We start from the raw sequence: 26,317 nt of genomic DNA, 5'->3' as shown, positions 1-26,317 counted from the left end.
GATCAAGCGCCGACGCGGGCCTCGATGGCGAGACGGGCGATAGCCATGTCCAGTTCGTCGAGGGCCTTCTCGGCGTTGGGGTCCTCCTGCTTGAGCAGGGTCTCGCTGCGCTGGCAGGCTGCGCGCAATTGCGGTACGCCACAGTAGCGGGTGGCACCATGAAGGCGATGGACTCGCTCGATCAGCCCGTTGTTGTCGTGGGCTTCACGGGCCGCGCGGATCGCTTCGCGGTCGGCGTCCAGCGATGCCAGCAGCATCGCCAGCATATCGGCGGCCAGGTCCGCCTTACCCGCAGCCAGGCGCAGGCCCTCTTCCGGGTCGAGAACCAGCAGGTCGCAGCCGCTGTTCCAGACTTCGCTACCGCGCTCCTGGCCTTGGTTGCGCAGGGCCAGGCCGGTCCATTTCAATACGACTTGGGCCAACTGGCGTTCGCTGACAGGTTTGGTCAGATAATCATCCATGCCGCTTTGCAGCAGGGCGCGTTTCTCGTTGGCCATGGCGTGGGCCGTCAGGGCGACGATGGGCAGCGGCGCGCTTTGCCGTTGATTTTCCCATTGGCGAATCGCTTCGGTGGTTTGCCGTCCGTCCATGCCGGGCATCTGCACGTCCATCAGTACCAGGTCGAAGCGAGCCCGGTGTACGGCATCGATCGCCGAGTAGCCGCTTTCCACCGCCAGCACCTCGGCACCCATATCTTCTAGCAGGGTTTGGACCAACAGCAGGTTGGCCGGGTTGTCATCCACGCACAACACCTGCGGAGCGCGGCTGCTCGAGAGTTCGACGGGCTCGATGCGTACCGGACGGGGGGTGATCAAGTCCGACAGGGCGCGGCGCAATTTGCGGGTGCAGGCGGGCTTGGCCTGGAGCTGGCTGTGGGCGTTGGGTACCGACAGGTGAAACAGCGCCTGTTCGGTGGTCGGGCAGAGCACCATCACATGGCAGCCGAGGTGTTCCAGGTCCCAGATATGTTGATTCAGTCGCTCGGGCGGCATGTCTTGAGCGGTGACGCCGAGGACCGCGAGATCGATGGCCCGCTCGGTCTGGTGCCCATCGCTCACGCCATCGGCCAGGTTTTGCAGGGTGTTGAACGCAATCACTTCCAGCCCGCAGTCCTCCAATTGATGCTGCAAGGCTTGGCGTGCCAACTCGTGGTTTTCCAGCACGGCGACGCGCCGGCCGAGCAGCGGCGCGGCAGGAAGATCTTCGATATCGTCGCGGGTTTTGGGCAGGCTCAGGCTGATCCAGAACTCGGAGCCTTCGCCCGGCGTGCTGTCCACGCCGATTTCTCCACCCATCTGTTCGATCAGGCGCTTGGAGATCACCAGGCCCAGGCCGGTGCCGCCGGGCTGGCGCGACAGCGAGTTGTCGGCTTGACTGAAGGCCTGGAACAGCGTCCGCACGTCCTGGTTCGACAGGCCGATGCCGGTGTCCTGCACGCTGATGCGCAATTGCACGCTGTCCTCGTGTTCTTCCTCAAGCATGGCCCGGGCGACGATGGTGCCTTCGCGGGTGAACTTGATCGCGTTGCTCACCAGGTTGGTGAGGATTTGCTTGAGTCGTAGCGGATCGCCGATCAGCGACAACGGAGTATCGCGATAGACCAGGCTGACCAGTTCCAGCTGTTTGGCATGGGCGGCAGGGGCAAGGATGGTCAGGGTGTCCTGCAACAGGTCACGCAGGTTGAACGGAATACTGTCGAGTACCAGTTTGCCGGCTTCGATTTTCGAGAAGTCGAGAATCTCGTTGATGATCCCCAGCAGGCTGTCGGCTGATTTTTCGATGGTGCCCAGGTAGTCCAGTTGGCGCGGGGTCAGTTCGCTCTTCTGCAATAGGTGGGTGAAACCGAGGATACCATTGAGCGGTGTGCGGATTTCATGGCTCATGTTGGCGAGGAATTCGGATTTGATCCGGCTGGCTTCCAGCGCTTCCTTGCGGGCCAAGTCCAACTCGATGTTCTGGATCTCGATGGTCTCCAGATTCTGCCGCACGTCTTCGGTGGCCTGGTCGATGCTGTGCTGCAATTCTTCCTGGGCGTTCTGCAGGGTTTCGGCCATGCGATTGATGCCAGAAGCCAGCTCATCCAGCTCCTGGCTGCCGAGGAGCGGCAGGCGGGTTTTCAGGTTGCCGTCCTTGAGCTGGGTCACGGCCTGCTTGATCTTGCTGATCGGGGTATTGATGGTGTGACTCATGCGCAAGGCCAGCAGCGCGGTGCCGAGCAAACCGGTGGCGATCAGCAGCAGGCTGGCGAACAGGCTGCGGTAGCCGCGCAGCAACATGCCATTGTGAGACAGTTCCAGCTCGACCCAGCCCAGCAACCGGTCGGCGTCGTCGGGAAGCGGTTCGCCGGCCATACTGCGGTGCCGGCCGAAGACCGGTAGCAGATAGCGGGTCGCGTCGTTACCGCTGCGCTGCAGCATATGGGTGCTGTTGCCGGTGGGCGGCTGGTTGAGCATGCTGGGGCCGGCATGGGCCAGTTGTTGGCGGTTGGCACCGAGGAACGACACGGCCCGCACGTCGGTCTGTTCCAGTGCCTGGGTCGCGACACGCTCCAACTGCTCGCTGTCGTGGCGGCCAAGCGCCGGGGCCACCAGCGGGGCCAGTTGTTCGGCGATCATTTCCCCGCGTTGCAGCAACTGGGTTTGCAGGTCCGATTGTTGCAGCCAAGTGAAATAGCCGCCCAGGACCAGGGCCATGAGGGTGGTCGGCAGCAGGGTGAGCAGCAGGACGCGGCCTTTGATGCCCAGGTTTTTAAGCACGCATTACTCTCCATCAGATACCGCGTCCGACAGGCACGGCGATCCTCGATTCTCGGCACGCGCTTCCTGCGCGTGCTCCACCTGCGCAGTGTAGGGGAGTGATAAACCACAAGCCACAGGCCGGCACAGGCTTGCGTTGTTTAACGCTTATAGCTGAAATGAATAACGTCCGCACTTTGCGTGATATGGAGTGCAGGCGTTTGCCGGTATGATAGTCGCCCCGCAGTCTGGATTGCGAATACGCCATGACCTTGCAGTATCCAACCATCGCCGATTGCATCGGCAACACGCCCCTGGTTCGCCTGCAACGCTTGCCAGGAGCGACCAGCAACACCCTGCTGCTCAAGCTTGAAGGGAACAATCCCGCGGGCTCTGTGAAGGATCGTCCGGCCTTGTCGATGATCACCCGCGCCGAGTTGCGGGGGCAGATCCAGGCCGGCGACACGCTGATTGAGGCGACCTCGGGCAATACCGGGATCGCTCTGGCCATGGCGGCTGCAATCAAGGGCTACAGGATGATTCTGATCATGCCCGACAACTCCACCGCTGAGCGTAAGGCGGCCATGACCGCCTATGGCGCCGAGTTGATCCTGGTCAGCCGCGAAGAAGGTATGGAAGGTGCCCGTGACCTGGCCGAACGGATGCAGGCCGAAGGGCGCGGCAAGGTGCTCGATCAGTTCGCCAACGGTGACAACCCCGAGGCGCACTACACCGGTACCGGCCCGGAAATCTGGCGGCAGACCCAGGGCACCATCACCCACTTCGTCAGTTCCATGGGCACCACCGGCACCATCATGGGAGTGTCGCGCTACCTGAAGGAGCAGAATCCCGGTGTGCAGATCGTCGGCCTGCAACCGATGGAAGGTGCTTCGATTCCCGGTATTCGCCGTTGGCCCCATGAGTACCTGCCGAAGATTTTCCAGGCCGAACGTGTCGATCGAGTCGTCGACATGGGTCAGGAAGAGGCTGAAGACGTGATGCGTCATCTAGCCCGTGAAGAGGGGGTTTTCTGCGGTGTGTCCTCGGGTGGCGCGGTGGCGGCGATGTTGCGCCTGTCCCGGGAAGTCGAGAACGCGGTGATGGTCGCGATTATCTGTGACCGCGGCGATCGCTATTTGTCGACCGGCATCTACGACGCGCCTAACTGATGGCTCGGCATGAGAGAGGCTTGCGCTTCCAACCGAGTGGCGGCAGCCGGGCCCCGCAAGTGCCGGTGGGCAAGAAGCAACGCTTGACGATCGAGCGACTGGCTGGCGATGGCCGTGGGATCGCGTTTATCGAAGGACGGACCTGGTTTGTCGCTGGCGCCCTGGCCGGTGAAGAAGTTGAAGCCCGCGTGCTCGGTGCCCATGGCAAGGTGGTCGAGGCCCGTACCGAACGGGTCTTGCTCGCCAGCGAGCGGCGGCGCCCGGCGCCTTGCGCCCATGCCGGGCGTTGCGGTGGCTGTAGCGTGCAACATATGCCCCACGATGATCAGTTGGCCCTGAAACAGCGCATGCTCGCCGAGCAGTTGTCACGGGTGGCGGGTGTCGAGCCCGAGGAATGGGCGGCGCCCCTGACCGGTCCGGAATTTGGCTATCGCCGCCGAGCGCGGGTGGCGGTTCGCTGGGATGGCAAGGCGAAAAAACTCGAGGTGGGCTTTCGTGCGGCGTCCAGTCAGGACATCGTCGGCATCGACGATTGCCCGGTGCTGGTACAGGTCTTGCAGCCGATTATGCGCGACTTGCCGGCGATGCTTCGGCGCCTGAGCAAACCTCAGGCGTTGGGACATGTCGAGTTGTTCAGCGGCTCGGCGCTGGCGGTGTTGCTGCGTCATATGGCGCCGTTGTCAGCCGCTGACTTGCGAGTTCTGCAAGCCTTTTGCGCAGAGCATGGCGCACAGCTCTGGCTGCAGGGTGAGGACGGCTCGCAGCCGGTCGACCCGGTGCAGCCGTTGGGTTATCGCCTGGAAGCGTGGGGCCTGGAGCTGGCGTATTGGCCGGGGGATTTTGTCCAGGTCAATGCCGGGGTCAATGAAGCCATGGTGGCCCAGGCGCTCGACTGGCTGCAACCGACTGTCGGCGAGCGGGTGCTTGACCTGTTCTGCGGCTTGGGCAACTTTGCTTTGCCGCTGGCCCGTCAGGTGCATGAAGTGGTCGCGGTGGAGGGCGTGCAGACCATGGTCGAGCGGGCCGCGAGTAATGCCGCTAGCAATAATCTGCATAACGTGGCCTTTTTTCAGGCCGATTTATCCCAGCCCCTGAGCGATGCCGGTTGGGCCAAGGAAGGCTTTTCTGCGGTACTCTTGGACCCACCGCGTGACGGTGCTTTCGAGGTGGTGGGCAAGCTCGCCGCACTGGGTGTCGAACGGTTGGTGTATGTATCGTGCAACCCGGCGACTCTGGCGCGCGATACGGTCGAATTGATCAAGCAGGGCTATCGGTTAAAACGTGCCGGGATCCTCGATATGTTTCCGCAGACGGCGCATGTCGAGGCCATGGCGTTATTTGAAGCGAGCTAGGATGCTCGTCTAGTCTGACTGGCCGCCTCAGAATTTCGACCCGCCTTGCCGGAATGCAGGGCTATGGTTTTAACCAGGGCGGCCAGCGATTTTGACGCACAGAATCTGCGTCGTAGGGAAGGTAAGCAAGATGGTACAGGTGAGAGCACACCAGCCGATTAACACTGACGGCAGTATCAATCTCGAGGCATGGCTCGATCATACGGTCAGCGTCGACCTGGCGCTGGACCGTGAAGCCTTGAAGGAAGCCTGCGAATACGCACGGCTTGCCGAACAACAGACCAACGCGGCCCAGAACCTGTGGCCCGAAGGGGGTTCCAGTTTCAGTACCGGCCTTGAGATCGCCGAGATCCTCGCCGATCTCAAGCTCGACCAGGACTCTTTGGTCGCGGCCGTGTTGTACCGTGGCGTGCGCGAAGGACAGATTGCGCTGCCGGCGGTCAGCCAGAAATTCGGCCCGGTGGTAGCCAAGCTGATCGATGGGGTGCAGCGCATGGCCGCCATCAGCGCCAGCCTCAGTCCGCGCCAATCCCAGGTCCTCGGCACCCAGGTGCAGGTGGAAAACCTGCGCAAGATGCTGGTGGCCATGGTCGACGATGTGCGTGTCGCCCTGATCAAGTTGGCCGAACGCACTTGCGCTATTCGCGCGGTCAAGAACGCCGATGACGAGAAGCGCGACCGGGTGGCCCGAGAGGTGTTCGACATCTACGCGCCGTTGGCCCATCGCCTGGGGATCGGTCATATCAAGTGGGAGTTGGAGGACTTGTCCTTCCGCTACCTGGAGCCCGACCAATATAAGCAGATCGCCAAGTTGCTGCACGAGCGGCGGCTGGATCGCGAGCGTTTCATCAGCGACGTGATGAGCCAGCTGGAAGACGAATTATTGGCGACCGGGGTCAAGGCCGATATCAGCGGTCGAGCCAAGCACATCTATTCGATCTGGCGCAAAATGCAGCGCAAGGGCCTGGCGTTCAGCCAGATCTATGATGTGCGTGCCGTGCGCGTGTTGGTGCCGGAGATGCGCGACTGCTACACCGCGCTGGGGATTGTCCATACCCTGTGGCGGCATATCCCGAAAGAGTTCGACGACTACATCGCCAACCCCAAGGAAAACGGCTACCGCTCGTTGCACACGGCGGTGATCGGTCCGGAAGGCAAGGTGTTGGAAGTGCAGATCCGCACCCACGCCATGCACGAAGAAGCTGAGTTGGGGGTTTGTGCGCACTGGAAATACAAAGGCACCGACGTCAGGTCGGGCTCCAATCACTACGAAGAGAAAATCTCCTGGTTGCGTCAAGTGCTGGAATGGCACGAAGAGCTGGGAGATATCGGTGGTTTGGCGGAACAGTTGCGGGTCGATATCGAGCCGGACCGGGTCTATATCTTCACCCCCGACGGACATGCCATCGACTTGCCCAAGGGCGCGACACCGCTGGATTTCGCCTATCGGGTGCATACCGAGATCGGTCACAACTGCCGTGGCGCGAAGATCAACGGGCGCATCGTCCCGCTCAACTACAGTTTGCAGACCGGCGAGCAGGTGGAAATCATCACCAGCAAGCACGGCACGCCGAGCCGTGACTGGCTGAACTCGAACCTGGGGTATGTCACCACTTCCCGGGCGCGGGCGAAGATTGTGCACTGGTTCAAGCTGCAAGCCCGCGACCAGAACGTCGCCGCCGGTAAGACCCTGCTCGAGCGCGAATTGACACGCCTTGGTCTGCCTCAGGTGGATTTCGACAAGCTGGCCGACAAAGCCAACATGAAAACCGCCGAGGACATGTTCGCCGCTCTCGGTGCCGGCGACCTGCGCCTGGCGCAACTGGTCAATTCCGCACAGCAACTGGTCGAGCCCGAGCGTGGCAACGAACAGTTGGAATTGATTCCGCGCAAGGCCACCGGCTACAAACCGGGCAAGCGCGGCGATATCCAGATCCAGGGAGTCGGCAACCTGATGACGCAGATGGCCGGCTGCTGCCAGCCTCTGCCGGGGGACGCGATCGTTGGCTACATCACCCAAGGCCGTGGCGTGAGCATTCATCGCCAGGATTGTGCCTCGGTGCTGCAATTGAGTGGGCGCGAGCCGGAGCGGATCATCCAAGTCAGTTGGGGGCCGGTGCCGGTGTCGACCTATCCGGTGGATATCATGATCCGCGCCTACGACCGTTCCGGCCTGCTGCGTGACGTGTCTCAGGTGCTGCTCAACGAGCGGATCAACGTGCTGGCGGTCAATACCCGCTCGAACAAGGAGGACAACACCGCGTCGATGTCCCTGACCATCGAAATCCCGGGGTTGGACGCGCTGGGGCGGTTGCTGGGACGGATTTCGCAGTTGCCGAATATCATCGAGACCCGACGCAACCGCGCGCCTTGAGCGGCTGTGCGTGGTCTGGCGTTGTTGGAGCTTGCACGGAAAATGCTCATTGGCTTTTTTTCGTGCCTGCTACTGCCATTAGCCACGCTTTCGGTCGCGACGCTCCATTCAAGAGTACTGGGAACAATCGATGTATAGCCTTCAAGACCTGCTTCACCTGATGGCGCGCTTGCGCGACCCGCAATACGGTTGCCCGTGGGATATCAAGCAAAACTACGCCAGCCTCGTCCCCTACACCCTGGAGGAAGCCTACGAGGTGGCGGATGCCATCGAGCGTGATGACTTCGAGCACTTGCAGGGCGAACTGGGCGACTTGCTGTTTCAAGTGGTCTATTACAGCCAACTGGCTCGCGAAGAAGGGCGCTTCGAGTTTGAAGGCGTGGTCGACAGCATCACCCGCAAGCTGATTCGTCGACATCCCCATGTCTTTCCCACGGGTGATCTCTATGCGCCCGCCGACCTGCCGCGCCTGAGCGAAGAGCAGGTCAAGCTGCGCTGGGAGCAAATCAAGGCCGAGGAGCGCGCCGAGAACCATGGCGCGCCCGAGCAGTTGTCCTTGCTCGACGATGTGCCCGCCGCGTTGCCGGCTTTGTCCCGGGCGGCTAAGTTGCAAAAGCGCGCGGCTCACGTCGGTTTTGACTGGCCGGCTGCTCTGGCGGTGGTAGACAAGGTTCGTGAAGAACTCGACGAAGTGCTCGAAGCCATGGCCGATAATGACTCGACGGCCATGGTCGATGAGATCGGCGATCTGTTGTTCAGCGTGGTCAACCTGGCCCGCCACCTCCAGGTCGATCCGGAAAATGCCCTGCGTGGCGCCAATGGCAAATTCGACAGACGCTTCCGATTTATCGAACAGGCATTGCGCGCTACCCACCGTCCCATGGAAGATTGCACCCTCGAAGAGTTGGACGCCTTGTGGGGCGAAGCCAAACGTCAGGAAAAGAATGCACCCAGCTGCGGCTGAGTCGTTGACCCAAGTGAGTAAACACCATGAGCCTTTCCCTTCGTGACCAGTTGCTCAAAGCAGGTCTGGTCAATCAAAAGCAAGCCAAGCAGGTTAGCAAAGACAAACAGAAGCAGCAGCGGCTGGTCCATAAAGGCCAGGTCGAGGCTGACGACACCCAGGCGCGTCTGGCCCAGCAAGCGCAGGCCGAGAAGGTCAAGCGTGACCAGGAGCTGAATCGCCAGCAGCAGGAGAAGGCCGAGGCCAAGGCGCGGACCGCCCAGGTCAAGCAATTGATCGAAACCTCGCGCCTGCCCAAGCTGACCACCGAGGACTACTACAACTTCGTCGACGACAAGAAGGTCAAGCGCTTGTCGGTCAACACGCTGATGCGCAACAAGCTCAGCAATGGTTCGCTGGCGATTGTGCACCATGGTGGTGGCTACGAGGTGATTCCCCGTGAAGCGGCGCTGAAGATCCAAGAGCGAGCCCCTGAGCGTATCGTCCAGCTCAATCTGCTGACCGAGAACCAGATGCCGGACGAGGATGATCCATACGCGGCCTACCAGATCCCTGACGATCTGATGTGGTAAGCCGCTGAAACGACAAACCCCGCTCAAAAGGCGGGGTTTGTACGAGTGGGGCGTCACTGGCTGCGTGGGCCGGGTGCGCCCATGGAGCTTAAGACTTCAGGCGCTTTGTGCGTGGCGTTTCATCTCGAGGGTTTCCAGCTCGTTCTTGTAATTATGAGCATCGGCCTCGTTGTGAAACATGCCTACCAGCAGGTCCTGTTGATGTACATCCCAGATTCGAATGCCATTGGCTATGCCTTCATGGGACATATGGGCATCATCGCGTTCGGTTACTTTTACGGTCATCTGCAAACTCCGGTCTCTATAGAACTGCGGCAACGCGTCGCAGGCCTCTTTTATATTATTCATTAGCCTGCTACGTAAATCGCTCACCGGTGAAACTCACCGTTGCAAAAAACATGGCAATCGCCAAAGGCCCGGATTTGTTGAGGTTGAGGGAAGGCTTGCGGAGTTTCCTGACAAAAGTTTCATGTTCTGGCATTGTCGGCAGCGGGAGAGCGGTACGTGATGCGCGCAGGGACTGGTGAGTACACGAATCACGCTAGGAGCCGTCAACAAGCGTTTTGGGATGAGATATTGTGGCGTGTCGACAAGCCTGCTCACCACAGGCTCGTCACTGGAATGTGTACCGATCAGTATCGCCAACGGAGGGTATCAGTTGCCTTTGACAGCCTTGCCGTCGACGGTGCCGTCCTGGAGCATGATGTTGTACTCCTTGCCGTCGTTTTCGACCTGGCGCAGGGCAACCAAGATGTAGCCCCAGTCTTTAGCGAACCACATTTGCGTGATGCGCTTGCTCTGTGTCGGATCACGGACGCGCTCGACCTTGATCGCATCGATCGTACCGGCCTTGGTCTGGACCTTTTCCGAACCGATCACACGAAAGTCGTAAGTGTCGGTATCAGTGCCCTCGGCAACCCGGTAGCTCATGCTTTTCTTGCCAGCCGCAATATCACGCTGCAAGGCCAACTGATAGGTCGACTTGTCGAACATGCCGCTTTCGAGGGGCAGGTTGACCGGCTCCTTGCCTTCGAAGCCAGTGACTTTGTTGGTCGTCCAGTCGAAATCCAGATTGACCTTTTTGGCCTTGCCCAGCCCGCCACGTTCGAAGGTGTAAGTCTGCGGTAACAGCTTGTCCTTATCGAGGCGCAGGGTGCTTTCCTCGGTCAGGCTGGCGATCATCATGGAAGCCTTGAAATTCAGGGTCCAGCCGCCATTGGCGTTTTTTGTCAGGCTACGTTCGGCGGAACCGCTCATGGGGAGCTGTTTCCAGTCGGCGGTATAACTGACGGAGAAAGGTTGAAGATCCGCTGCTTGCACAACAGGCAAGGCAAGCAGAGTAAGAGCGAAGAGCAGGGCGCGACGCATAAAATCTCCTAGGTTCGAATCGAATGACCGCTGGCGGTGAGTAATTGGCCGTCCAATAAAACACCCTGTCCGCTAAAGCTCAAGCGCCCTTCGGCGAACCAGCGTACCGCCAGCGGGTAAATCCTGTGTTCCTGGGTATGAACCCGCTGCGCCAGACTCTGCGCCGAATCATCAGACTCTACCGTAACCACAGCCTGTACGACCAGAGGGCCTCCGTCGAGTTCTTCAGTGACGAAGTGTACGCTGCAGCCGTGTTCGCTGTCGCCAGCCTCCAGCGCCCGCTGGTGGGTGTGCAGGCCTTTGTACTTGGGTAGGAGCGAGGGATGGATATTAAGCAGGCGTCCCCGGTAGTGCCGGACGAAGTCCGCGCTGAGAATACGCATGAAGCCGGCTAGGACTACCAGTTGTGGGTTGAAGGCGTCGATCAGTTCGATCAAGGCCCCATCAAAGGCTTCGCGACCTTCGAAGGCTTTATGATCCAGGGAGCGGGTGTCGATACCCGCATTCTTGGCGCGTTGCAGGCCGTAGGCATCGATGCGGTTGGAGATCACCGCAGCGATGCGGGCCGGATTGCCCCTAATCTGTATGTCATCGATCAGGGCCTGCAAGTTGCTGCCGCTGCCCGACAGCAACACCACGACGTTACAGGTCGAGGTTATCGGCTCGGACATCAGTGAGCCTTGAGGTTCTTCAGCTCGACCTGGGCAGCGCCCTCGGCGGCGATGGCGATCTGGCCGATGACCCAAGGCTGTTCGCCGGCTTCGCGCAGGACCTTCAGGGCGATTTCAACGTGTTCCTGGGCGACGCAGATGACCATGCCGACGCCGCAGTTCAGTACGCGGTGCATTTCGGTTTCGTTGACGTTGCCTTTTTCCTGCAGCCAGTCGAAGACCGCCGGACGTTGCCAACTGGCCACGTCGACCACGGCCTGGGCACCTTTGGGCAGGACGCGTGGGATGTTGTCCAGCAGGCCGCCGCCGGTGATGTGGGCCATGGCCTTGACCGCGCCAGTGTCCTTGATCAGCTTGAGCAATGGCTTGACGTAGATACGGGTTGGCGCCATCAGCAGGTCGGTCAGCGGTTTGCCGTCCAACTGGGTGTTTTCGATATCGGCGCCGCTGACTTCGATGATCTTGCGGATCAGCGAGTAACCGTTGGAATGCGGACCGGATGACGGTAGGGCGAGCAGGGCGTCACCGGTAGCCACTTTCGAACCGTCGATGATTTCGGCTTTTTCCACGACGCCAACGCAAAAGCCGGCCAGGTCGTAGTCTTCGCCTTCGTACATGCCCGGCATTTCAGCGGTTTCGCCGCCGACCAGCGAGCAGCCGGACAGTTCGCAACCGGCACCGATACCGGTGACCACCTGGGTCGCGGTGTCGACGTTGAGCTTGCCGGTGGCGTAGTAGTCGAGGAAGAACAGCGGCTCGGCACCGCAGACCACCAGGTCGTTCACGCACATGGCCACCAGGTCGATGCCAATGCTGTCGTGCTTGTTCAGGTTCAGCGCCAAGCGCAGCTTGGTGCCCACACCGTCGGTGCCGGAGACCAGGACCGGCTGTTTGTAACCGGCCGGGATTTCGCAGAGGGCGCCAAAACCACCCAGGCCGCCCATGACTTCCGGGCGCGCAGTGCGCTTGGCCACGCTCTTGATGCGTTCGACCAATGCTTCACCGGCGTCGATGTCTACACCGGCGTCCTTGTAGCTCAGGGAGGGTTGCTTGCTCATGATCCAGGCCTTTAGGGGGGATTCAGGGAAGGCGACCGGGAAGGGCGAGGACACGAGAAGGAGCGGTGTAAGTCGTTCTTTCCGGGTGTCCGGTCATCGCCGGTCTGCGAAGGCGCGCGATTTTATCAGGCTTGAGCGGCAGCGGCCATCCTCGGGCCGACGGGCAGGGCAATATCCGCAAAAAAATCCCTGGACGGTGACGCTGGCTGCATCGGGTACGGCTGTATAAGGTATAGCGTTATCAACTGCTATCTTTATGACGGCGGAAAAACTTTCAACGAGGGTATGAATGATGGCACTGCGCTGCGGTCACATACCTGTCTGTTGGTATTTATACGGTCTCTTACGCCGTTTTCTGCTTGTCGGGAATTTTTCATGCGTTTGTTCAAATTATTGAGTGTCGGTTGCCTCTCCCTTCTGAGTCTGGCGATTCATGCCGAAACCCTGAACGGTTTGTATCAGGTACGCGAACCGGTCGGCAGCCAGACCCCGGATGAACGTAACCAGGCCACCCAGCGTGCGTTGGAAACCCTCGTGCTGCGCCTGACCGGCGACCGCCAGGCAGTGCAGAGCCCGGGGCTGGCCGAGGTGCGCAAGGACCCTCGGCAGATCATCAGCCAGTACGGCTACGATGCCGGGCCGCCGCAGAGCCTGCAGGTGGATTTCGATCCGGTGAGCACCGATCGCGCTTTACGCGGCGCGGGGCTGGCCCTGTGGGGGAGCAATCGACCCTCGATTCTCGGCTGGTGGCTGAGCGACTCCACCGAGGGTTCGAGTCTGGTGGGCGACGGGCAGTCGGCGGCGGAACCGTTGCGTCGTGCCGCAGTGCATCGCGGTCTGCCGCTGCGCTTGCCGCTGGCCGACCTGGATGAGCAGATCGTCGCCACCGCGAAGAACCTCGAAGGTGCCGATGCCTCGCCATTGCATGGGGCGTCCGAACGGTATGGCGCCGATGCATTGCTCGCCGTACACGCCCATCAAAATGGCACGCAGTGGGAGGCCAAATGGCGCCTCTGGCTGGGCGACCAGAAGGAGCAGGGGGTGGCTCAGGGCGCGGATACCGCGGCCCTGGCCGATGCCGTACTGCTGGCGGTGAGTGAGCGTCTGGCGCCGCGCTTTGCCGTCAAGCCTGGGGTGGCCACCGATCAGTTACTGGAAGTGCAAGGCATGAACCTGGAGCGCTATGCCGCGCTAGGGCATCTACTCGAACCTTTTGGCGGTCGACCTCTGAGCGTGGATGGCGAGCGGATTGTCTATCAGGTCAGCGGTAACGCCGAGCAACTGCGGGCACAATTGGGATTAGCCAAGTTGTTGGAAGTACCACCTGGCGAGGTGCCGTTGGCGGTCAACGATCCCGCTGCGGTCGCCGCGGCACCGACACCACGGCTGCGTTTCCGTTGGTAGTTCATCTTTCCCTCTATATATAAGGCTGGAGTTGTCCATGACCGACACCCGTCGATGGATTTGGCTTGGCGCGGCGGTCCTGCTGTGCGTGCTTGTGTACTTTCTGCACCCGATATTGTCGCCGTTCCTGGTGGGCATCCTGCTCGCCTATATGTTCGACCCCGTGGTCGATCGGTTGGAGAAGTTCGGGTTGTCGCGGACGTGGGGCGTGGTGGCGGTGTTCGCCCTGTTCACCCTGATCCTGATGACCCTGTTATTGGTGCTGGTGCCGATGCTGGCCAAGCAGTTGTTCCGGCTCTATGAGCTGGCGCCGCAGATGCTCGACTGGTTGCAACACACGGCGATGCCTTGGGCGCAGCACAAATTCGGCCTGGCGGATGGCTTCTGGAAGTTCGATAAAGTCAAAGCCGCCATCAGCGAGCACATGGGCCAGACCACTGATATTGTCGGTGTAGTGCTGTCCCAGGCGACAGCATCGAGTCTGGCGCTGATGGGGTGGCTGGCCAACCTGGTGCTGATCCCGGTGGTGAGTTTCTACCTGCTGAGGGACTGGGACCTGATGATGGCGAAAGTTCGCAGCCTGCTGCCGCGTCAGCAAGAGGGGCATATCGTCGCATTAGCCGGTGAGTGCCATGGGGTGCTCGGGGCGTTCGTTCGCGGCCAGTTACTGGTGATGCTGGCGCTCGGGGTGATCTATGCCGGCGGCTTGATGCTGGTCGGCTTGGAACTGGGGTTGCTGATCGGCCTGCTGGCGGGGTTGGCAGCCATTGTGCCGTACATGGGGTTTGTGATCGGGATTGGCGCTGCGCTCATTGCCGGCTTGTTCCAGTTCGGTGGTGACTGGTATCCAATGATCGGCATCGTCGCGGTGTTCATGGTCGGTCAGGCCCTGGAAGGCATGGTGTTGACGCCCTTGCTGGTGGGCGACCGCATCGGCCTGCATCCGGTTGCGGTGATTTTCGCCATTCTCGCCGGTGGCGAACTGTTCGGCTTTACCGGTGTGCTGCTGGCGTTACCGGTGGCGGCGGTAATCATGGTGCTGGTGCGGCATGTCCATGATCTTTACAAAGAGTCGGATATGTATGACGGACAGGAGGATGCAAATCTGTAATATTGAGTTCGCGCAGGTGCGGAGCTGGGTCCGGGCGCGCTCCGGCGAAGCGTTCAAGGGCATTGAGAGCCCTTCGCGGGCCGGCCATGCTCCCAGGCCGATGGGTGTCATTTTTGACTGCCAGGTTATGCCGGTATTCTCATCGATCAACGCAAACCTTTGATTTTGCTTGTGGTCCGCTGCATTGTGCGCTCGGCGTCACGGGTATAAACTTTGCAGACTTTACACAGAGGCCTCTAACGGTTCCCTAGAACTGTTCCGTCAGCATGAAACCGATTCAGCTGCCCCTAGGTGTGCGTCTGCGTGATGACGCTACCTTCATCAACTATTATCCAGGCGCCAATGCCGCTGCACTCGGCTATGTCGAGCGGCTATGCGAAGCCGACGCCGGATGGACCGAAAGTCTGATCTATCTCTGGGGCAAAGATGGCGTGGGGCGTACCCATCTATTGCAGGCGGCGTGTCTGCGCTTCGAGCAGATGGGCGAGCCGGCGGTCTATCTGCCACTGGCCGAGTTGATGGATCGCGGTGTCGAATTGCTGGATAACCTCGAACAATACGAATTGGTCTGCCTGGATGACCTGCAAGTGGTCGCCGGTCGGGCGGACTGGGAAGAGGCGCTGTTCCATCTGTTCAACCGTTTGCGCGACAGTGGCCGTCGGTTACTGATTGCCGCGTCCACCTCGCCGCGTGAATTGCCGGTGAGGTTGGCGGATCTGAAGTCGCGTCTGACCCTGGCCCTGATCTTCCAGATGCGTGCGCTTTCCGACGAAGATAAATTGCGTGCTTTGCAACTGCGTGCGTCAAGACGCGGCCTGCACCTGACCGACGAAGTAGGGCATTTCATCCTGACCCGTGGTACCCGTAGCATGAGTGCGCTGTTCGAGTTGCTTGAGCGTCTCGACCAGGCCTCCTTGCAGGCTCAGCGCAAGCTGACCATTCCTTTCCTGAAAGAAACCCTGGGCTGGTAACGACAGGTAGAATCCCCCATTATTGGGGGCTGTAGGCGGGTTTTCGCCAAATTCCAGACGCCACAAAACCCACGCCGAAAGCAATTTTCGGGCGCCTGCGAGCCGGTGGGGTATTAAGTCCTTAGATGTTTTCAAGAAACTACCAAGTCACATTTTGTCCCATAAAATTTGCAAATGAGGGTGATAGAAGGCATAGTCGCGTCTTCATAAGAAATCAGCCGCGGTTGTGCCCATGCTAGTTCGCTTCGCACCCCTCGTGCCTCTCGCACTTGTTACCCTGCTTTTTGGTTGTGCGGCGCATACGCCGATTGCGCAACAGCAGGTAGAAAGTTCAGTCAAAATCGCTCCGGTTTCTGGTGTCAAATCTTCGGTTGTATTGGACGATGAATTGGCCACGGAAAAAGAGCTCGCCGAGTTTTCCGACAGCAAGCCCTATCAGTTGCCCGTCCTGGCCGACAGCATTCTTGAGCGCGGCATGTCCCTGATCGGTACCCGTTACCATTTCGGCGGCACCAACGAGAGTTCCGGCTTTGATTGCAGCGGCTTTATCGGTTATCTGTTCCGTGAGGAAGCGGGCCTGGACCTGCCGCGTTCCACCCGAGAGATGATCAACGTGAAGGCGCCATTGGTTGCCCGCAACAAGCTCAAGCCGGGTGACTTGCTGTTCTTCGCCACCAATGGTCGTCGCGGGCGTGTCAGTCATGCCGGAATCTACCTGGGCGATGACCAGTTCATCCATTCCAGCAGCCGCCGTAGCGGTGGTGTCCGGGTCGATAACCTGGGCGACAGTTACTGGAGCAAGACCTTCATTGAGGCCAAGCGCGCCTTGGCGATGGCTCCCACCACGGTCACGGCCAGCAACAGGTAATCGTTCGACGTTTCAGTATCATCGGCCCTGTCTGGCGGCTAACTACCAAGCCGCGAAAGCGAACAAGGTTGTACAAAAAACGTCCGAAGTTAAAGTGATACTTGAAGTTTGGCGCATAGACGCTAGAATCCTGACATATTGTTGAGTGTCTGACCGCGCAAGCTCGCTTGCGCGGTTTTGATTTCTTCACACCACGGCAGAGCAAGCCGCATTCAGTCAGGATTTCTGCATATGTCGACCTTGGCCCGTATTGCCCTTATCACCCTGACCGCGTTGCTCGGTGCTTGTGCCAGCCATGCTCCGCCGCCTGCGCCAATGGCCCGTTCGGTGGTCTTCGCCGCTCCACAACCGTCTTCACCGCAAGCCGAGGATGTCCTGTTCCGTGCCCTGGGCCTGGTCGGCACACCCTATCGCTGGGGGGGCAATACGCCGGACTCGGGTTTCGATTGCAGCGGTCTGATCAGTTATGTGTACCGCGACATGGCCGGCATCAACCTGCCGCGCTCGACTCGTGAAATGATTGTGATGCGTGCTCCGAATGTGTCGCAGAACGCCCTGCAAACCGGCGACCTGATCTTTTTCGCGACTAATGGCGGCTCCCAGGTCAGTCACGCGGGAATTTATGTCGGTGAAGGTCGTTTTGTCCATGCCCCTGCCACGGGTGGCACCGTCAAACTGGACAGCCTGTCCAAGGCCTACTGGCAGCGTGCCTATCTGAATGCCAAGCGTGTGCTGCCGGCCGAACACCTGGCGCTCAATCCCCAGCAGCCTGTGTGGTGAGTTCTGTTAGTCAATGTGGGCGCCACAAATCCTTGGTCTGCGTTGCTGTTCCTCGCCCTATAACCGTACAGGCCACCAGTCGCTGACTCCTTGAGGTAGTCATGACCGCTCGCACGCTCAAACTCGACGATGCTCTCTACGGCTACCTGCTGGACGTTTCCCTGCGCGAGACGCCGCTGCTCAAGCGCTTGCGTGACGAGACCCAGGCGCTGCCTATGGCACGCTGGCAGGTGGCTCCCGAGCAAGGCCAATTCCTTGCCCTGCTGGTCAAGCTGACCGGTGCCCGGCGCTTGCTCGAAATTGGCACTTTTACCGGCTACAGTGCCTTGTGCATGGCGTCGGCGCTGCCGGAGGACGGCTCATTGCTGTGCTGCGACCTGCCTGGCGAGTACAACGCCACGGCGCTGCGCTACTGGCGGGAGGCTGGCTTGTCCGGGCGGATCGAACTGCGCCTGGCGCCGGCACTCGACACGCTGGCCGAGCTGGAGCGCCAGGGGCAGGGCGGGTCCTTCGACCTGGTGTTCATCGATGCCGACAAGGCGAACTATCCACGCTATCTGGAGATCGCCTTGCATCTGTTGCGAAGGGGTGGTCTGGCGATGTTTGACAACACCCTGTGGAGCGGCCGGGTACTGGAGGAGGGCGCGCAGAGCGAGGATACACGAGCCATCCAGGCACTGAACCTGGCCTTGAAGGATGACTCGCGGGTAGACCTGTCATTGTTGCCGGTGGGGGATGGGTTGACCTTGTGTCGTAAACGCTAGCGGGCGGCGCAAGGGCAACTCCTCATCCTCGGACTAACGACTGGCGGACACGCGCCAGATTTTGTTACCCACATCGTCCGCCACCAGCAGGCCGCCCTGTTGGTCGATGACTACCCCGACCGGGCGGCCCCTGGCATTTTCATCCTCGTCGAGAAAACCCGTCAGCACATCCAGTGGCTGCCCATTCGGCTTGCCTGCGGCGAAGGGCACGAAAATCACCTTGTAGCCGCTGTGTGGTTTGCGATTCCAGGAACCGTGCTGGCCGATAAAGGCCCCTTGGGTGAACGGCTCAGGCAGCTTGCTGCCCTGGGCAAAGGTCAGTCCAAGCGATGCCGTATGCGGCCCGACGGCGTAGTCCGGAGCGATGGCCTTGGCGACCATGGCCGGGTCCGAAGGCGATACCCGCGCATCCACGTGTTGGCCGTAATAGCTGTAGGGCCATCCATAGAACCCGCCCTCCTTCACCGAGGTAATGTAGTCCGGCACCAGGTCGCTGCCGATCTCGTCCCGCTCGTTCACCGCGGTCCACAGTTTGCCGCTCTGCGGCTCCCAGGCCAGGCCGTTGGGGTTGCGCAGGCCGGAGGCAAAGATCCGGTGGCTGCGGGTGGCTGGATCGACTTCCCAGATCGCAGCGCGACCTTGCTCTTTGTCCAGGCCGTTTTCGCCGACGTTACTGTTGGAACCAACGGTGACGTAGAGCTTTCCCCCGTCCTGGCTGGCAATCACATTCTTGGTCCAGTGGTGATTGAGGGGGCCGCCGGGCAAATCGATGATCTTCTCCGCTTGTTCCTTGATCACGGTTTCACCCGGCTCATAGTGGAAGCGCAGCAGGGCATCGGTGTCGGCGACATACAGGTCATTGCCCACCAGCGTCATGCCGAAAGGCGAATTGAGTTGGTCGATAAAGGTCGTGCGGGTTTCCGCGATCCCATCGTGATTGCTGTCGCGCAGTAGGGTAATGCGATTCGCGCTGGGCACCCCGGCCCCGGCGCGATCCATGACCTTACGGGAAATCCAGCCACGAATGCCCTGGTTGTCGTCGGGCTTGGGTGGCGAGTTGGTCTCGGCAACTAGTACATCGCCGTTGGGCAGCACATACAACCAGCGCGGGTGGTCGAGGTTTTCGGCGAACGCGGCGACTTGAGTGCCGACTGCCGCCACTGGCTTGGCGCCCTGAGGCCAGCCGATGGCGGGGGCGATATTGACGGTGGGAAGGAGGGTCTTGTTCGGTTCCGTAAGCTTGGGAGAGGGACCGGTGCCCTCGGACACCGACAGGGTGGAACTTTCGCCGCAAGCCGCCAATCCGCTGGCGAGCAGGATGATCAGAGCGTGCTTGTGCTGGAACATGCTGAGTCTCCGTCGATGCTTACGCGGGTCTAGAAGTAGAGAAGCATAGTCGACGCAGGTTCAATCCTTTTGCTCAAGCCTCCTTGAACAGCAGGGCGATGCCGGGATGGTAGTGGTCGGCTTCGTTGTGCAGCTTGCGGTAGGCATAGGGGAAGTACCAGGCCACCGCGTAGCTATTGGTCTTTTGCAGGTCGTCGACCATACCCTGTAGGTTTTCCAGACTCGGACTCCGTTGGGGGTTGAATGGCGAAACAAACAGACAACCGAGCCTGAGATGATGAGGATGGTTAAGCTTTTGGCGGCGTTGATCGCGTCGAGCAGGGCCGGCATCCGATGATCAGGTCCTGCATGGGGGTTTCTCTTTTTATTGTTGAGTGGGTTATGGCTGTTTGATATCAACTGTCCTCGCCAAAGCACAAATTCTGGCGGCGGTTTTTGTTGGCGGGTGTCTTGGACGATTTTCCAGGCTCAGGGGGACGTGTTTTTGTTGTGGCGGCTTTATTTGACGCTCCATCCTCAACCCTCTAACCTTCTCAACTTGTTTCAGGTGCTCTGTGGCGATGCGTCGACAGGGTGAAACAGGGAAGCCGGTGAGCCCTTTCGACAGGTGCGATTCCGGCGCTGCCCCCGCAACGGTAAATGAGTCAAGACTACGCTTTTCGCCACTGTGCCGGCTGCACGGGAAGGCGCGCGGTCCTGCGCTTGCGCAGCTCATGAGCCCGGAGACCGGCCTGATCCATCCCACAGCATCACGGCGGGCGATGCTGGACCGTTGCGGTCGTGTTTTTTCCAGCCCCGTTTGCCTTATCCAGCCCCAACGGAGAGCTGTCATGAACCCATCCCCCGATCGCGATGAACGTCATTTGGCGCGCATGTTGCGCAAAAAAGCGGTGATCGATGAACGTATCGCCAGCGCTCCCAACGAGTGCGGCTTGCTGCTGGTCCTGACGGGCAATGGCAAGGGCAAGAGCAGTTCCGCCTTCGGCATGCTCGCCCGAGCCATGGGCCACGGCATGCAGTGCGGCGTGGTGCAATTTATCAAGGGTCGCAGCAGCACCGGCGAGGAGCTGTTCTTCCGGCGTTTTCCCGAGCAGGTGCGGTTCCATGTGATGGGCGAGGGATTCACCTGGGAAACCCAGGACCGCCAGCGTGATATCGCCGCCGCTGAAGCCGCCTGGACCGTCTCTCGGGAGCTGCTCGGCAACCCGGCTATCGGTCTGGTGGTGCTCGATGAGCTGAATATCGCCCTCAAACACGGGTACCTGGATCTCGACCAGGTACTGAGCGATCTGCAGGGTCGGCCGCCAATGCAGCATGTGGTGGTGACCGGACGCGGCGCCAAGCCGGAAATGATCGACCTGGCCGATACCGTCACGGAAATGGGCCTGCTCAAACATGCGTTCCAGGCCGGGATCAAGGCGCAGAAAGGCATCGAGCTATGAATCAGCCGCGTCGTTGCCCGGCGGTGCTGATCGCCGCGCCAGCGTCCGGCCAGGGCAAGACCACGGTGACGGCGGCGCTGGCGCGCCTGCACCGCAATCAGGGGCGCAAGGTCCGGGTGTTCAAGTGTGGCCCGGATTTTCTCGACCCGATGATTCATGAGCGGGCCAGCGGCGCGCCGGTGTATCAGTTGGACTTGTGGATGGTCGGCGCCGAGGAAAGCCGTCGTTTGCTGTGGGAAGCGGCCGGTGACGCCGACCTGATCCTGATCGAAGGGGTCATGGGCTTGTTTGACGGTACTCCGTCCAGTGCCGACCTGGCTCGGCACTTCGGTGTGCCGGTGCTGGGGGTCATCGACGGCACGGCCATGGCCCAGACCTTTGGTGCCTTGGCGCTGGGCCTGGCGCGTTATCAACCGGACCTGCCGTTCGCCGGGGTATTGGCCAATCGCGTGGGGACGCCGCGGCATGCGCAGTTGCTCGAAGGTAGCCTGACCGAAGGCCTGCGCTGGTACGGCGCGCTCTCTCGGGAGACCGGGATCGAGTTGCCGAGCCGGCACCTCGGGTTGGTCCAAGCCAGCGAATTGAATGACCTCGATCGGCGCCTCGACGCTGCCGCCGAGGCCCTGGGCGCAAGTTGCGAAGTCGCGCTGCCGCCTCCGGTCGAGTTTGCCGCGCCGACGCTGATCGCTGCCGAGCCATTGCTGGCTGGCGTGCGGATTGCGGTTGCCCGTGACGAAGCGTTCGCGTTTATCTATGGTGCCAACCTGGATCTGCTTGGGGCGATGGGCGCCGAGTTATGCTTCTTTTCGCCGATTCACGATGCCGGCCTGCCAGACGTTGATAGCCTTTACCTGCCAGGAGGTTATCCGGAATTGCACCACGTGGCGCTGGCGCGAAACACTTCGATGTTGATGGCGATCCGCGATCACCAGACCAAGGGTAAACCCTTGCTCGCCGAGTGCGGCGGGATGCTCTACCTGCTCGATGCGCTGACCGACGTCGACGGTCGACGCGCCGAGCTGCTGGGCCTGTTGGCGGGAGAGGCGGTGATGCAGAAACGCCTGGCTGCCCTGGCCTTGCAGGCCGTGGAGTTGCCGGAAGGTTTGTTGCGCGGACATACCTATCACCATTCGCTGACCACTACCGAACTGACTCCGATTGCTCGCGGGCTGAGCCCCAACGGCGGGCGCGGCGCGGAAGCCGTGTACCGCGAAGGGCGGACGACTGCGTCCTATGTGCACTTCTACTTTCCGTCCAACCCTCGGGCGGTTGCCGCGTTGCTGGCACCTGATGCAGCAATCAACTTTGCCCAGGTCGGCGCTCTCTGTGTGGAAGCGAGCTTACCGGGGCGCCGGATCGCTGGGAGCAGACCATGACTGACAACACATTCTCCATTGAAGAGCGAAATGCAATCTACCGCGCCATCGCCGAGCGCCGCGACATGCGTCACTTTGTCGGGGGTACGGTGCCACCAGCACTCCTGGCGCGCCTGCTGGAAGCCGCACACCAGGCGCCGAGTGTCGGTCTGATGCAGCCGTGGCGGTTTATCCGGATCAGCGATCGCTCGCTGCGTGAGCGGATCCGGCAACTGGTGGAAGAGGAAAGGGTCCGCACCGCCGATGCCCTTGGCGAGCGTTCCGATGAGTTCATGAAGTTGAAGGTTGAGGGTATCAACGATTGCGCCGAAGTGCTGGTGGCGGCGCTGATGGACGGTCGCGAACGGCATATCTTCGGGCGCCGGACGTTGCCGGAGATGGACATGGCGTCCGTGTCCTGCGCGATTCAGAACCTCTGGCTGGCCTCCCGCGCGGAAGGCTTGGGCATGGGCTGGGTGTCGCTGTTCGAGCCACAGGCACTGGCGGACTTGCTGGGCTTACCGGAGGGGGCCAAGCCGGTGGCGGTGTTGTGCCTGGGGCCGGTCCAGGCATTTTACCCGGCACCGATGCTCCTACTGGAAGGCTGGGCGAAATCGCGCCCTCTGAGTGAGCTGTTGTACGAAAACTATTGGGGAGTGAGTCAATGAGTGTGGCGTTGTTGAGTGTCGCCGGGGTTGCGCTGGATGCGCTGCTGGGCGAACCCAAACGCTGGCATCCGCTGGTGGCGTTCGGCCGTATCGCCGATCGCATCGAACAACGCTTCAACGCCGGTGGCCGTGGCTGGCGTAGCCATGGTGTGACCGCCTGGTTGCTGGCCGTCGTGCCGTTGACAGTGCTGGCTACGGCGCTGTCCTGGGCGCCTTATATCGGCTGGGTCATCGAAATCCTGTTTCTCTATTGTGCCCTCGGCATGCGCAGCCTGGGTGAACATGTGGTGTCGGTGGCCCAGGCGCTTCGTGGCGCAAACCTGGAATTGGCGCGGGAGCGCGTGAGCTATCTGGTCAGTCGCCAGACCTCGGAGCTGGATGACACGGCAGTGGCCCGTGCGGCCACCGAGTCGGTGTTGGAAAACGGCAGCGATGCGGTATTTGCCGCGCTGTTCTGGTTTGCCGTTGCCGGAGTCCCCGGTGTGGTGCTGTATCGCTTGAGCAATACCCTGGACGCCATGTGGGGCTATCGCAACGAACGTTTCGAGCGTTTTGGCTGGGCAGCGGCGAAGATCGACGATGTGCTCAACTATATTCCCGCACGACTGGTGGCGCTGACTTATGCGCTGCTGGGCAAGACTCGCCTGGCACTCAGATGCTGGCGCAGCCAGGGACCCACCTGGGACAGTCCGAATGCCGGACCAGTGATGGCCGCCGGGGCTGGTGCGCTGGGAGTCGAGCTGGGCGGCGCGGCGATCTATCACGGCGAGCTGCATCAGCGTCCGCCGTTGGGCGAAGGCCCACCCGCCGATGCCGATGCGATCGATCGCGGTTGGCAATTGGTGCAACGTGGCGTGTGGTTATGGTTGCTGATTCTCTGTCTGGGAGCAGAGTTTTATGCTTGAGCACGGCGGGCGGTTGCGCCAGGCGGTGGAGCAATACGCGATTGCCGAAGCCAATTGGCTGGACTTGTCCAGCGGCATCGCGCCGTGGCCCTGGCCGATCCCGCCGATTCCCGAGCGTGCCTGGGCTCGTCTACCGGAAACCGACGATGGCCTGGAGCAGGCCGCCTGCACTTACTACGGTGCGCCGCTGGTACTGCCGGTGCCCGGCTCGCAGGCCGCCATCCAGTTGCTGCCACGGCTGCGGCGGGCGGGCAAGGTTGGGGTGCTGTCGCCGTGCTACGCCGAACACGCCGAGGCCTGGCGCCGAAACGGTTATATCGTGCGCGACGTGCAGGAGCATGAAGTCGATTTCTTTCTCGACAGCCTCGATGTGCTGGTGGTGGTCAATCCGAACAATCCCACAGGTCTGAGTCTGGCACCGGAGCAACTGCTGGAGTGGCATGGCCGACTGGCCCAGCGCGGCGGCTGGCTGGTGGTGGACGAGGCTTTCATGGACAACACGCCGCAGTTGAGTCTGGCCGCGCATAGCCACAAGGTCGGGCTGATCGTATTGCGCTCTTTCGGCAAGTTTTTCGGTCTGGCCGGTGTGCGCCTGGGCTTTGTCCTGGCCGAGCGCAAGTTGCTCAAGTTGCTGGCTGAGCAGGTCGGTCCCTGGGCAGTGGCCGGGCCCACACGGGTGTTGGGGCAAGTCTGCCTGGCCGACCGCGCCGGTCACGTCCGGCAGCGACTGCGCACGGAGCAGGCGAGCCAGCGTCTGGTGGCGTTGTTGAGCCGTTACGGGTTTGCGCCCCAGGGCGGCTGCGCACTGTTTCAGTGGTTGATCACGTCTCGGGCCGAGCACCTGTATGAGTTTATGGCCAAGCGCGGGATTTTGTTGCGATTGTTTGTCCAGAACAGCAGCCTGCGCTTGGGTCTGCCGGTCGACGATGCCGACTGGCAGCGGCTGGAGCTGGCGTTCAAGGCGTATACCGAGGAGCACCCATGAGTACCCTGATGGTCCAGGGCACGACATCCGATGCCGGCAAGAGCACGTTGGTGACTGCCTTGTGTCGCTGGCTGAGCCGTCAGGGCATACGGGTGGTGCCGTTCAAGCCGCAGAACATGGCGCTCAACAGTGCGGTGACCGCCGACGGTGGCGAGATTGGCCGGGCGCAGGCGGTCCAGGCCCAGGCTTGCGGCCTGCCGCCGCACACCGATATGAATCCGGTGCTGCTCAAGCCCAACAGCGATACCGGTGCCCAAGTGATCATCCATGGCCGCGCCGTGACCACCATGAACGCCGTCGCCTATCACGACTACAAGGCCACCGCGATGCAAGCGGTGTTGGCGTCCCATCGACGCCTGAGTGCCGAGTACCCGGTGGTGATGGTCGAAGGCGCCGGTTCGCCGGCGGAGATCAATCTGCGTGCCGGCGATATCGCCAACATGGGCTTTGCCGAGGCGGTGGATTGCCCGGTGCTGCTGATCGCCGATATCAACCGCGGCGGGGTATTCGCCCATCTGGTGGGCACCCTGGCATTGTTGTCGGCCAGTGAGCAGGCGCGGGTCAAGGGCTTCATCATCAATCGCTTTCGCGGCGATATCGCCCTGTTGCAACCGGGGCTCGATTGGCTGCAAGCGCACACCGGCAAGCCGGTGATCGGCGTGCTGCCTTATGTCATGGACCTGCACCTGGAAGCCGAGGACGGCCTTGACTCGCGCCAGATCGACAAGGCCGAGAAGGTCCTGAAGGTGGTGGTGCCGGTGTTGCCGCGCATCAGCAACCCGACCGATTTCGATCCGTTGCGCCTGCATCCGCAGGTCGACCTGCAGTTTGTCGGGCCGGGCCAGGCGATCCCGGCGGCAGACCTGATTATCCTGCCTGGCTCGAAAAGCGTGCGCGGTGATCTGGCGTATCTGCGCGGGGCGGGCTGGGAAACTGCGATCAACCGGCACCTGCGCTATGGCGGCAAGGTGCTGGGTATCTGCGGCGGGCTGCAGATGCTCGGCGAGCAGGTGCACGATCCGTTGGGCCTGGAAGGTTCGGCGGGGTCCAGCGCCGGCCTGGGCCTGCTGGCGTTCAGCACCCAGCTCGAACAGGAGAAGCAATTGCGCAATGTGCGCGGGCACCTGTTGCTGGAGAACAGCGCAGTCAGCGGCTACGAGATTCACGCCGGAGTGACCACCGGCGCTGCCTTGGAGCGCCCGGCGGTGCAGTTGGATGACGGGCGCTGCGACGGCGCCCAAAGTGCCGATGGGCAGATCCTCTGCACGTATCTGCACGGCCTGTTCGAATCGCCCGGTTCGTGTGCCGCGCTGCTGCGTTGGGCAGGCCTGGAAGCGGTGCAGGAAGTGGATTATCACGCCCTGCGCGAACGAGATATCGAACGCCTGGCCGATCTGGTCGAGCAACATCTGGACACCGATCGCCTGCGCGGGTTGTGCGGTCTTGGCTAAGCG

General features: G+C 61.2%; 23 protein-coding genes, 1 pseudogene and 1 riboswitch. Of the genes and pseudogenes, 17 read left to right on the top strand and 7 right to left on the bottom strand.

Annotation, left to right across the window (positions count from 1 at the left end; translation table 11 throughout):
- Positions 1-2 precede the first annotated feature (2 nt).
- Positions 3-2,756 (bottom strand): response regulator, encoded by a 2,754-nt coding sequence (locus tag BMX68_RS04100; RefSeq protein ID WP_017130975.1) that lies wholly within the window; start codon positions 2,754-2,756, stop codon positions 3-5.
- Positions 2,757-3,001: 245 nt separating this feature from the next.
- Here BMX68_RS04100 and cysM point away from each other — a divergent pair, with 245 nt between their 5' ends.
- From cysM to BMX68_RS04075, 5 genes are all read left to right on the top strand, one after another.
- Positions 3,002-3,904 carry a cysteine synthase CysM gene (cysM, locus tag BMX68_RS04095; RefSeq protein ID WP_017130974.1) on the top strand — a complete coding sequence of 301 codons (903 nt, stop codon included), beginning with the start codon at positions 3,002-3,004 and terminating at the stop codon, positions 3,902-3,904.
- The gene (rlmD, locus tag BMX68_RS04090; RefSeq protein ID WP_026013068.1) at positions 3,904-5,256 is read left to right on the top strand and encodes a 23S rRNA (uracil(1939)-C(5))-methyltransferase RlmD; all 1,353 of its coding nucleotides are present in this window, start codon (positions 3,904-3,906) and stop codon (positions 5,254-5,256) included. Before cysM ends, rlmD begins: the two co-directional genes overlap by 1 nt.
- A 130-nt stretch (positions 5,257-5,386) precedes the next feature.
- On the top strand, positions 5,387-7,630 hold the full coding sequence (relA, locus tag BMX68_RS04085) for a GTP diphosphokinase (protein ID WP_017130972.1): 2,244 nt from the start codon (positions 5,387-5,389) through the stop codon (positions 7,628-7,630).
- 130 nt (positions 7,631-7,760) lie between these two features.
- Positions 7,761-8,594 (top strand): nucleoside triphosphate pyrophosphohydrolase, encoded by an 834-nt coding sequence (mazG, locus tag BMX68_RS04080; RefSeq protein WP_017130971.1) that lies wholly within the window; start codon positions 7,761-7,763, stop codon positions 8,592-8,594.
- Between the two features lie 26 nt (positions 8,595-8,620).
- The gene (locus tag BMX68_RS04075; protein ID WP_017130970.1) at positions 8,621-9,166 is read left to right on the top strand and encodes a DUF2058 domain-containing protein; all 546 of its coding nucleotides are present in this window, start codon (positions 8,621-8,623) and stop codon (positions 9,164-9,166) included.
- A gap of 96 nt (positions 9,167-9,262) precedes the next feature.
- On the opposite strand, the gene BMX68_RS04070 is transcribed toward BMX68_RS04075, so the two are convergent.
- The 4 genes from BMX68_RS04070 to purM form a co-directional block, all read right to left on the bottom strand.
- Entirely contained in the window at positions 9,263-9,451 is a 189-nt protein-coding gene (locus tag BMX68_RS04070) for a hypothetical protein (protein WP_017130969.1), read from the bottom strand.
- A gap of 369 nt (positions 9,452-9,820) precedes the next feature.
- Positions 9,821-10,534: a DUF3108 domain-containing protein gene (locus BMX68_RS04065; protein WP_017130968.1), complete on the bottom strand. Its 714-nt coding sequence runs from the start codon at positions 10,532-10,534 to the stop codon at positions 9,821-9,823.
- Between the two features lie 8 nt (positions 10,535-10,542).
- Positions 10,543-11,193: a phosphoribosylglycinamide formyltransferase gene (gene purN / locus BMX68_RS04060; RefSeq protein ID WP_026013067.1), complete on the bottom strand. Its 651-nt coding sequence runs from the start codon at positions 11,191-11,193 to the stop codon at positions 10,543-10,545.
- 11 nt (positions 11,194-11,204) lie between these two features.
- Positions 11,205-12,263, bottom strand: a complete 1,059-nt coding sequence (gene purM, locus BMX68_RS04055; RefSeq protein ID WP_017130966.1) for a phosphoribosylformylglycinamidine cyclo-ligase — start codon at positions 12,261-12,263, stop codon at positions 11,205-11,207.
- A gap of 375 nt (positions 12,264-12,638) precedes the next feature.
- On the opposite strand from purM, the gene BMX68_RS04050 reads away from it, so the two are divergent.
- The 6 genes from BMX68_RS04050 to BMX68_RS04025 all read left to right on the top strand — a co-directional run bounded on the left by BMX68_RS04050 (position 12,639) and on the right by BMX68_RS04025 (position 18,161).
- Positions 12,639-13,667, top strand: a complete 1,029-nt coding sequence (locus tag BMX68_RS04050; RefSeq protein WP_017130965.1) for a DUF2066 domain-containing protein — start codon at positions 12,639-12,641, stop codon at positions 13,665-13,667.
- A gap of 37 nt (positions 13,668-13,704) precedes the next feature.
- A complete protein-coding gene (locus BMX68_RS04045; protein WP_017130964.1) occupies positions 13,705-14,778 on the top strand; it encodes an AI-2E family transporter in 1,074 nt (357 codons plus the stop codon).
- Positions 14,779-15,044: 266 nt separating this feature from the next.
- Positions 15,045-15,749 carry a DnaA regulatory inactivator Hda gene (hda, locus tag BMX68_RS04040; RefSeq protein ID WP_017130962.1) on the top strand — a complete coding sequence of 235 codons (705 nt, stop codon included), beginning with the start codon at positions 15,045-15,047 and terminating at the stop codon, positions 15,747-15,749.
- A 232-nt stretch (positions 15,750-15,981) separates the two neighbouring features.
- Positions 15,982-16,617, top strand: a complete 636-nt coding sequence (locus tag BMX68_RS04035) for a C40 family peptidase (RefSeq protein WP_026013066.1) — start codon at positions 15,982-15,984, stop codon at positions 16,615-16,617.
- Between the two features lie 231 nt (positions 16,618-16,848).
- On the top strand, positions 16,849-17,397 hold the full coding sequence (locus tag BMX68_RS04030; protein WP_017130960.1) for a C40 family peptidase: 549 nt from the start codon (positions 16,849-16,851) through the stop codon (positions 17,395-17,397).
- 101 nt (positions 17,398-17,498) lie between these two features.
- Entirely contained in the window at positions 17,499-18,161 is a 663-nt protein-coding gene (locus BMX68_RS04025; RefSeq protein ID WP_017130959.1) for a class I SAM-dependent methyltransferase, read from the top strand.
- A gap of 33 nt (positions 18,162-18,194) precedes the next feature.
- Here BMX68_RS04025 and BMX68_RS04020 read toward each other — a convergent pair whose 3' ends face one another.
- Together BMX68_RS04020 and BMX68_RS26610 are read right to left on the bottom strand one after the other, a co-directional pair.
- Positions 18,195-19,508 (bottom strand): PQQ-dependent sugar dehydrogenase, encoded by a 1,314-nt coding sequence (locus BMX68_RS04020; protein WP_074861889.1) that lies wholly within the window; start codon positions 19,506-19,508, stop codon positions 18,195-18,197.
- Between the two features lie 73 nt (positions 19,509-19,581).
- A pseudogene (locus BMX68_RS26610) lies at positions 19,582-19,806 on the bottom strand (hypothetical protein); the annotation flags it as partial.
- Between the two features lie 230 nt (positions 19,807-20,036).
- A riboswitch (cobalamin riboswitch) is annotated at positions 20,037-20,257 on the top strand.
- An 81-nt stretch (positions 20,258-20,338) separates the two neighbouring features.
- Here BMX68_RS26610 and cobO point away from each other — a divergent pair.
- From cobO to BMX68_RS03985, 6 genes are read left to right on the top strand one after another with little or no spacing between them, the layout of a single operon-like run.
- The gene (cobO, locus tag BMX68_RS04010) at positions 20,339-20,950 is read left to right on the top strand and encodes a cob(I)yrinic acid a,c-diamide adenosyltransferase (RefSeq protein ID WP_017130956.1); all 612 of its coding nucleotides are present in this window, start codon (positions 20,339-20,341) and stop codon (positions 20,948-20,950) included.
- Positions 20,947-22,326 (top strand): cobyrinic acid a,c-diamide synthase CobB, encoded by a 1,380-nt coding sequence (locus tag BMX68_RS04005; RefSeq protein ID WP_017130955.1) that lies wholly within the window; start codon positions 20,947-20,949, stop codon positions 22,324-22,326. Before cobO ends, BMX68_RS04005 begins: the two co-directional genes overlap by 4 nt.
- A complete protein-coding gene (bluB, locus tag BMX68_RS04000) occupies positions 22,323-22,973 on the top strand; it encodes a 5,6-dimethylbenzimidazole synthase (RefSeq protein WP_017130954.1) in 651 nt (216 codons plus the stop codon). The genes BMX68_RS04005 and bluB overlap by 4 nt, the downstream gene beginning before the upstream one ends.
- Complete coding sequence (gene cbiB / locus BMX68_RS03995) at positions 22,970-23,878, top strand: adenosylcobinamide-phosphate synthase CbiB (RefSeq protein ID WP_017130953.1); 909 nt, start codon at positions 22,970-22,972, stop codon at positions 23,876-23,878. The genes bluB and cbiB overlap by 4 nt, the downstream gene beginning before the upstream one ends.
- Positions 23,871-24,863, top strand: coding sequence for a threonine-phosphate decarboxylase CobD (cobD, locus tag BMX68_RS03990; RefSeq protein WP_017130952.1), 993 nt, complete (start codon positions 23,871-23,873; stop codon positions 24,861-24,863). Before cbiB ends, cobD begins: the two co-directional genes overlap by 8 nt.
- The gene (locus tag BMX68_RS03985; RefSeq protein WP_017130951.1) at positions 24,860-26,314 is read left to right on the top strand and encodes a cobyric acid synthase; all 1,455 of its coding nucleotides are present in this window, start codon (positions 24,860-24,862) and stop codon (positions 26,312-26,314) included. The genes cobD and BMX68_RS03985 overlap by 4 nt, the downstream gene beginning before the upstream one ends.
- The last annotated feature ends 3 nt before the right edge of the window (positions 26,315-26,317 follow it).

Source organism: Pseudomonas agarici, assembly GCF_900109755.1.
GTDB lineage: Bacteria > Pseudomonadota > Gammaproteobacteria > Pseudomonadales > Pseudomonadaceae > Aquipseudomonas > Aquipseudomonas agarici.
Note: the sequence above shows the minus strand (reverse complement) of the source record. Positions and strands in the feature narration are given on the sequence as shown.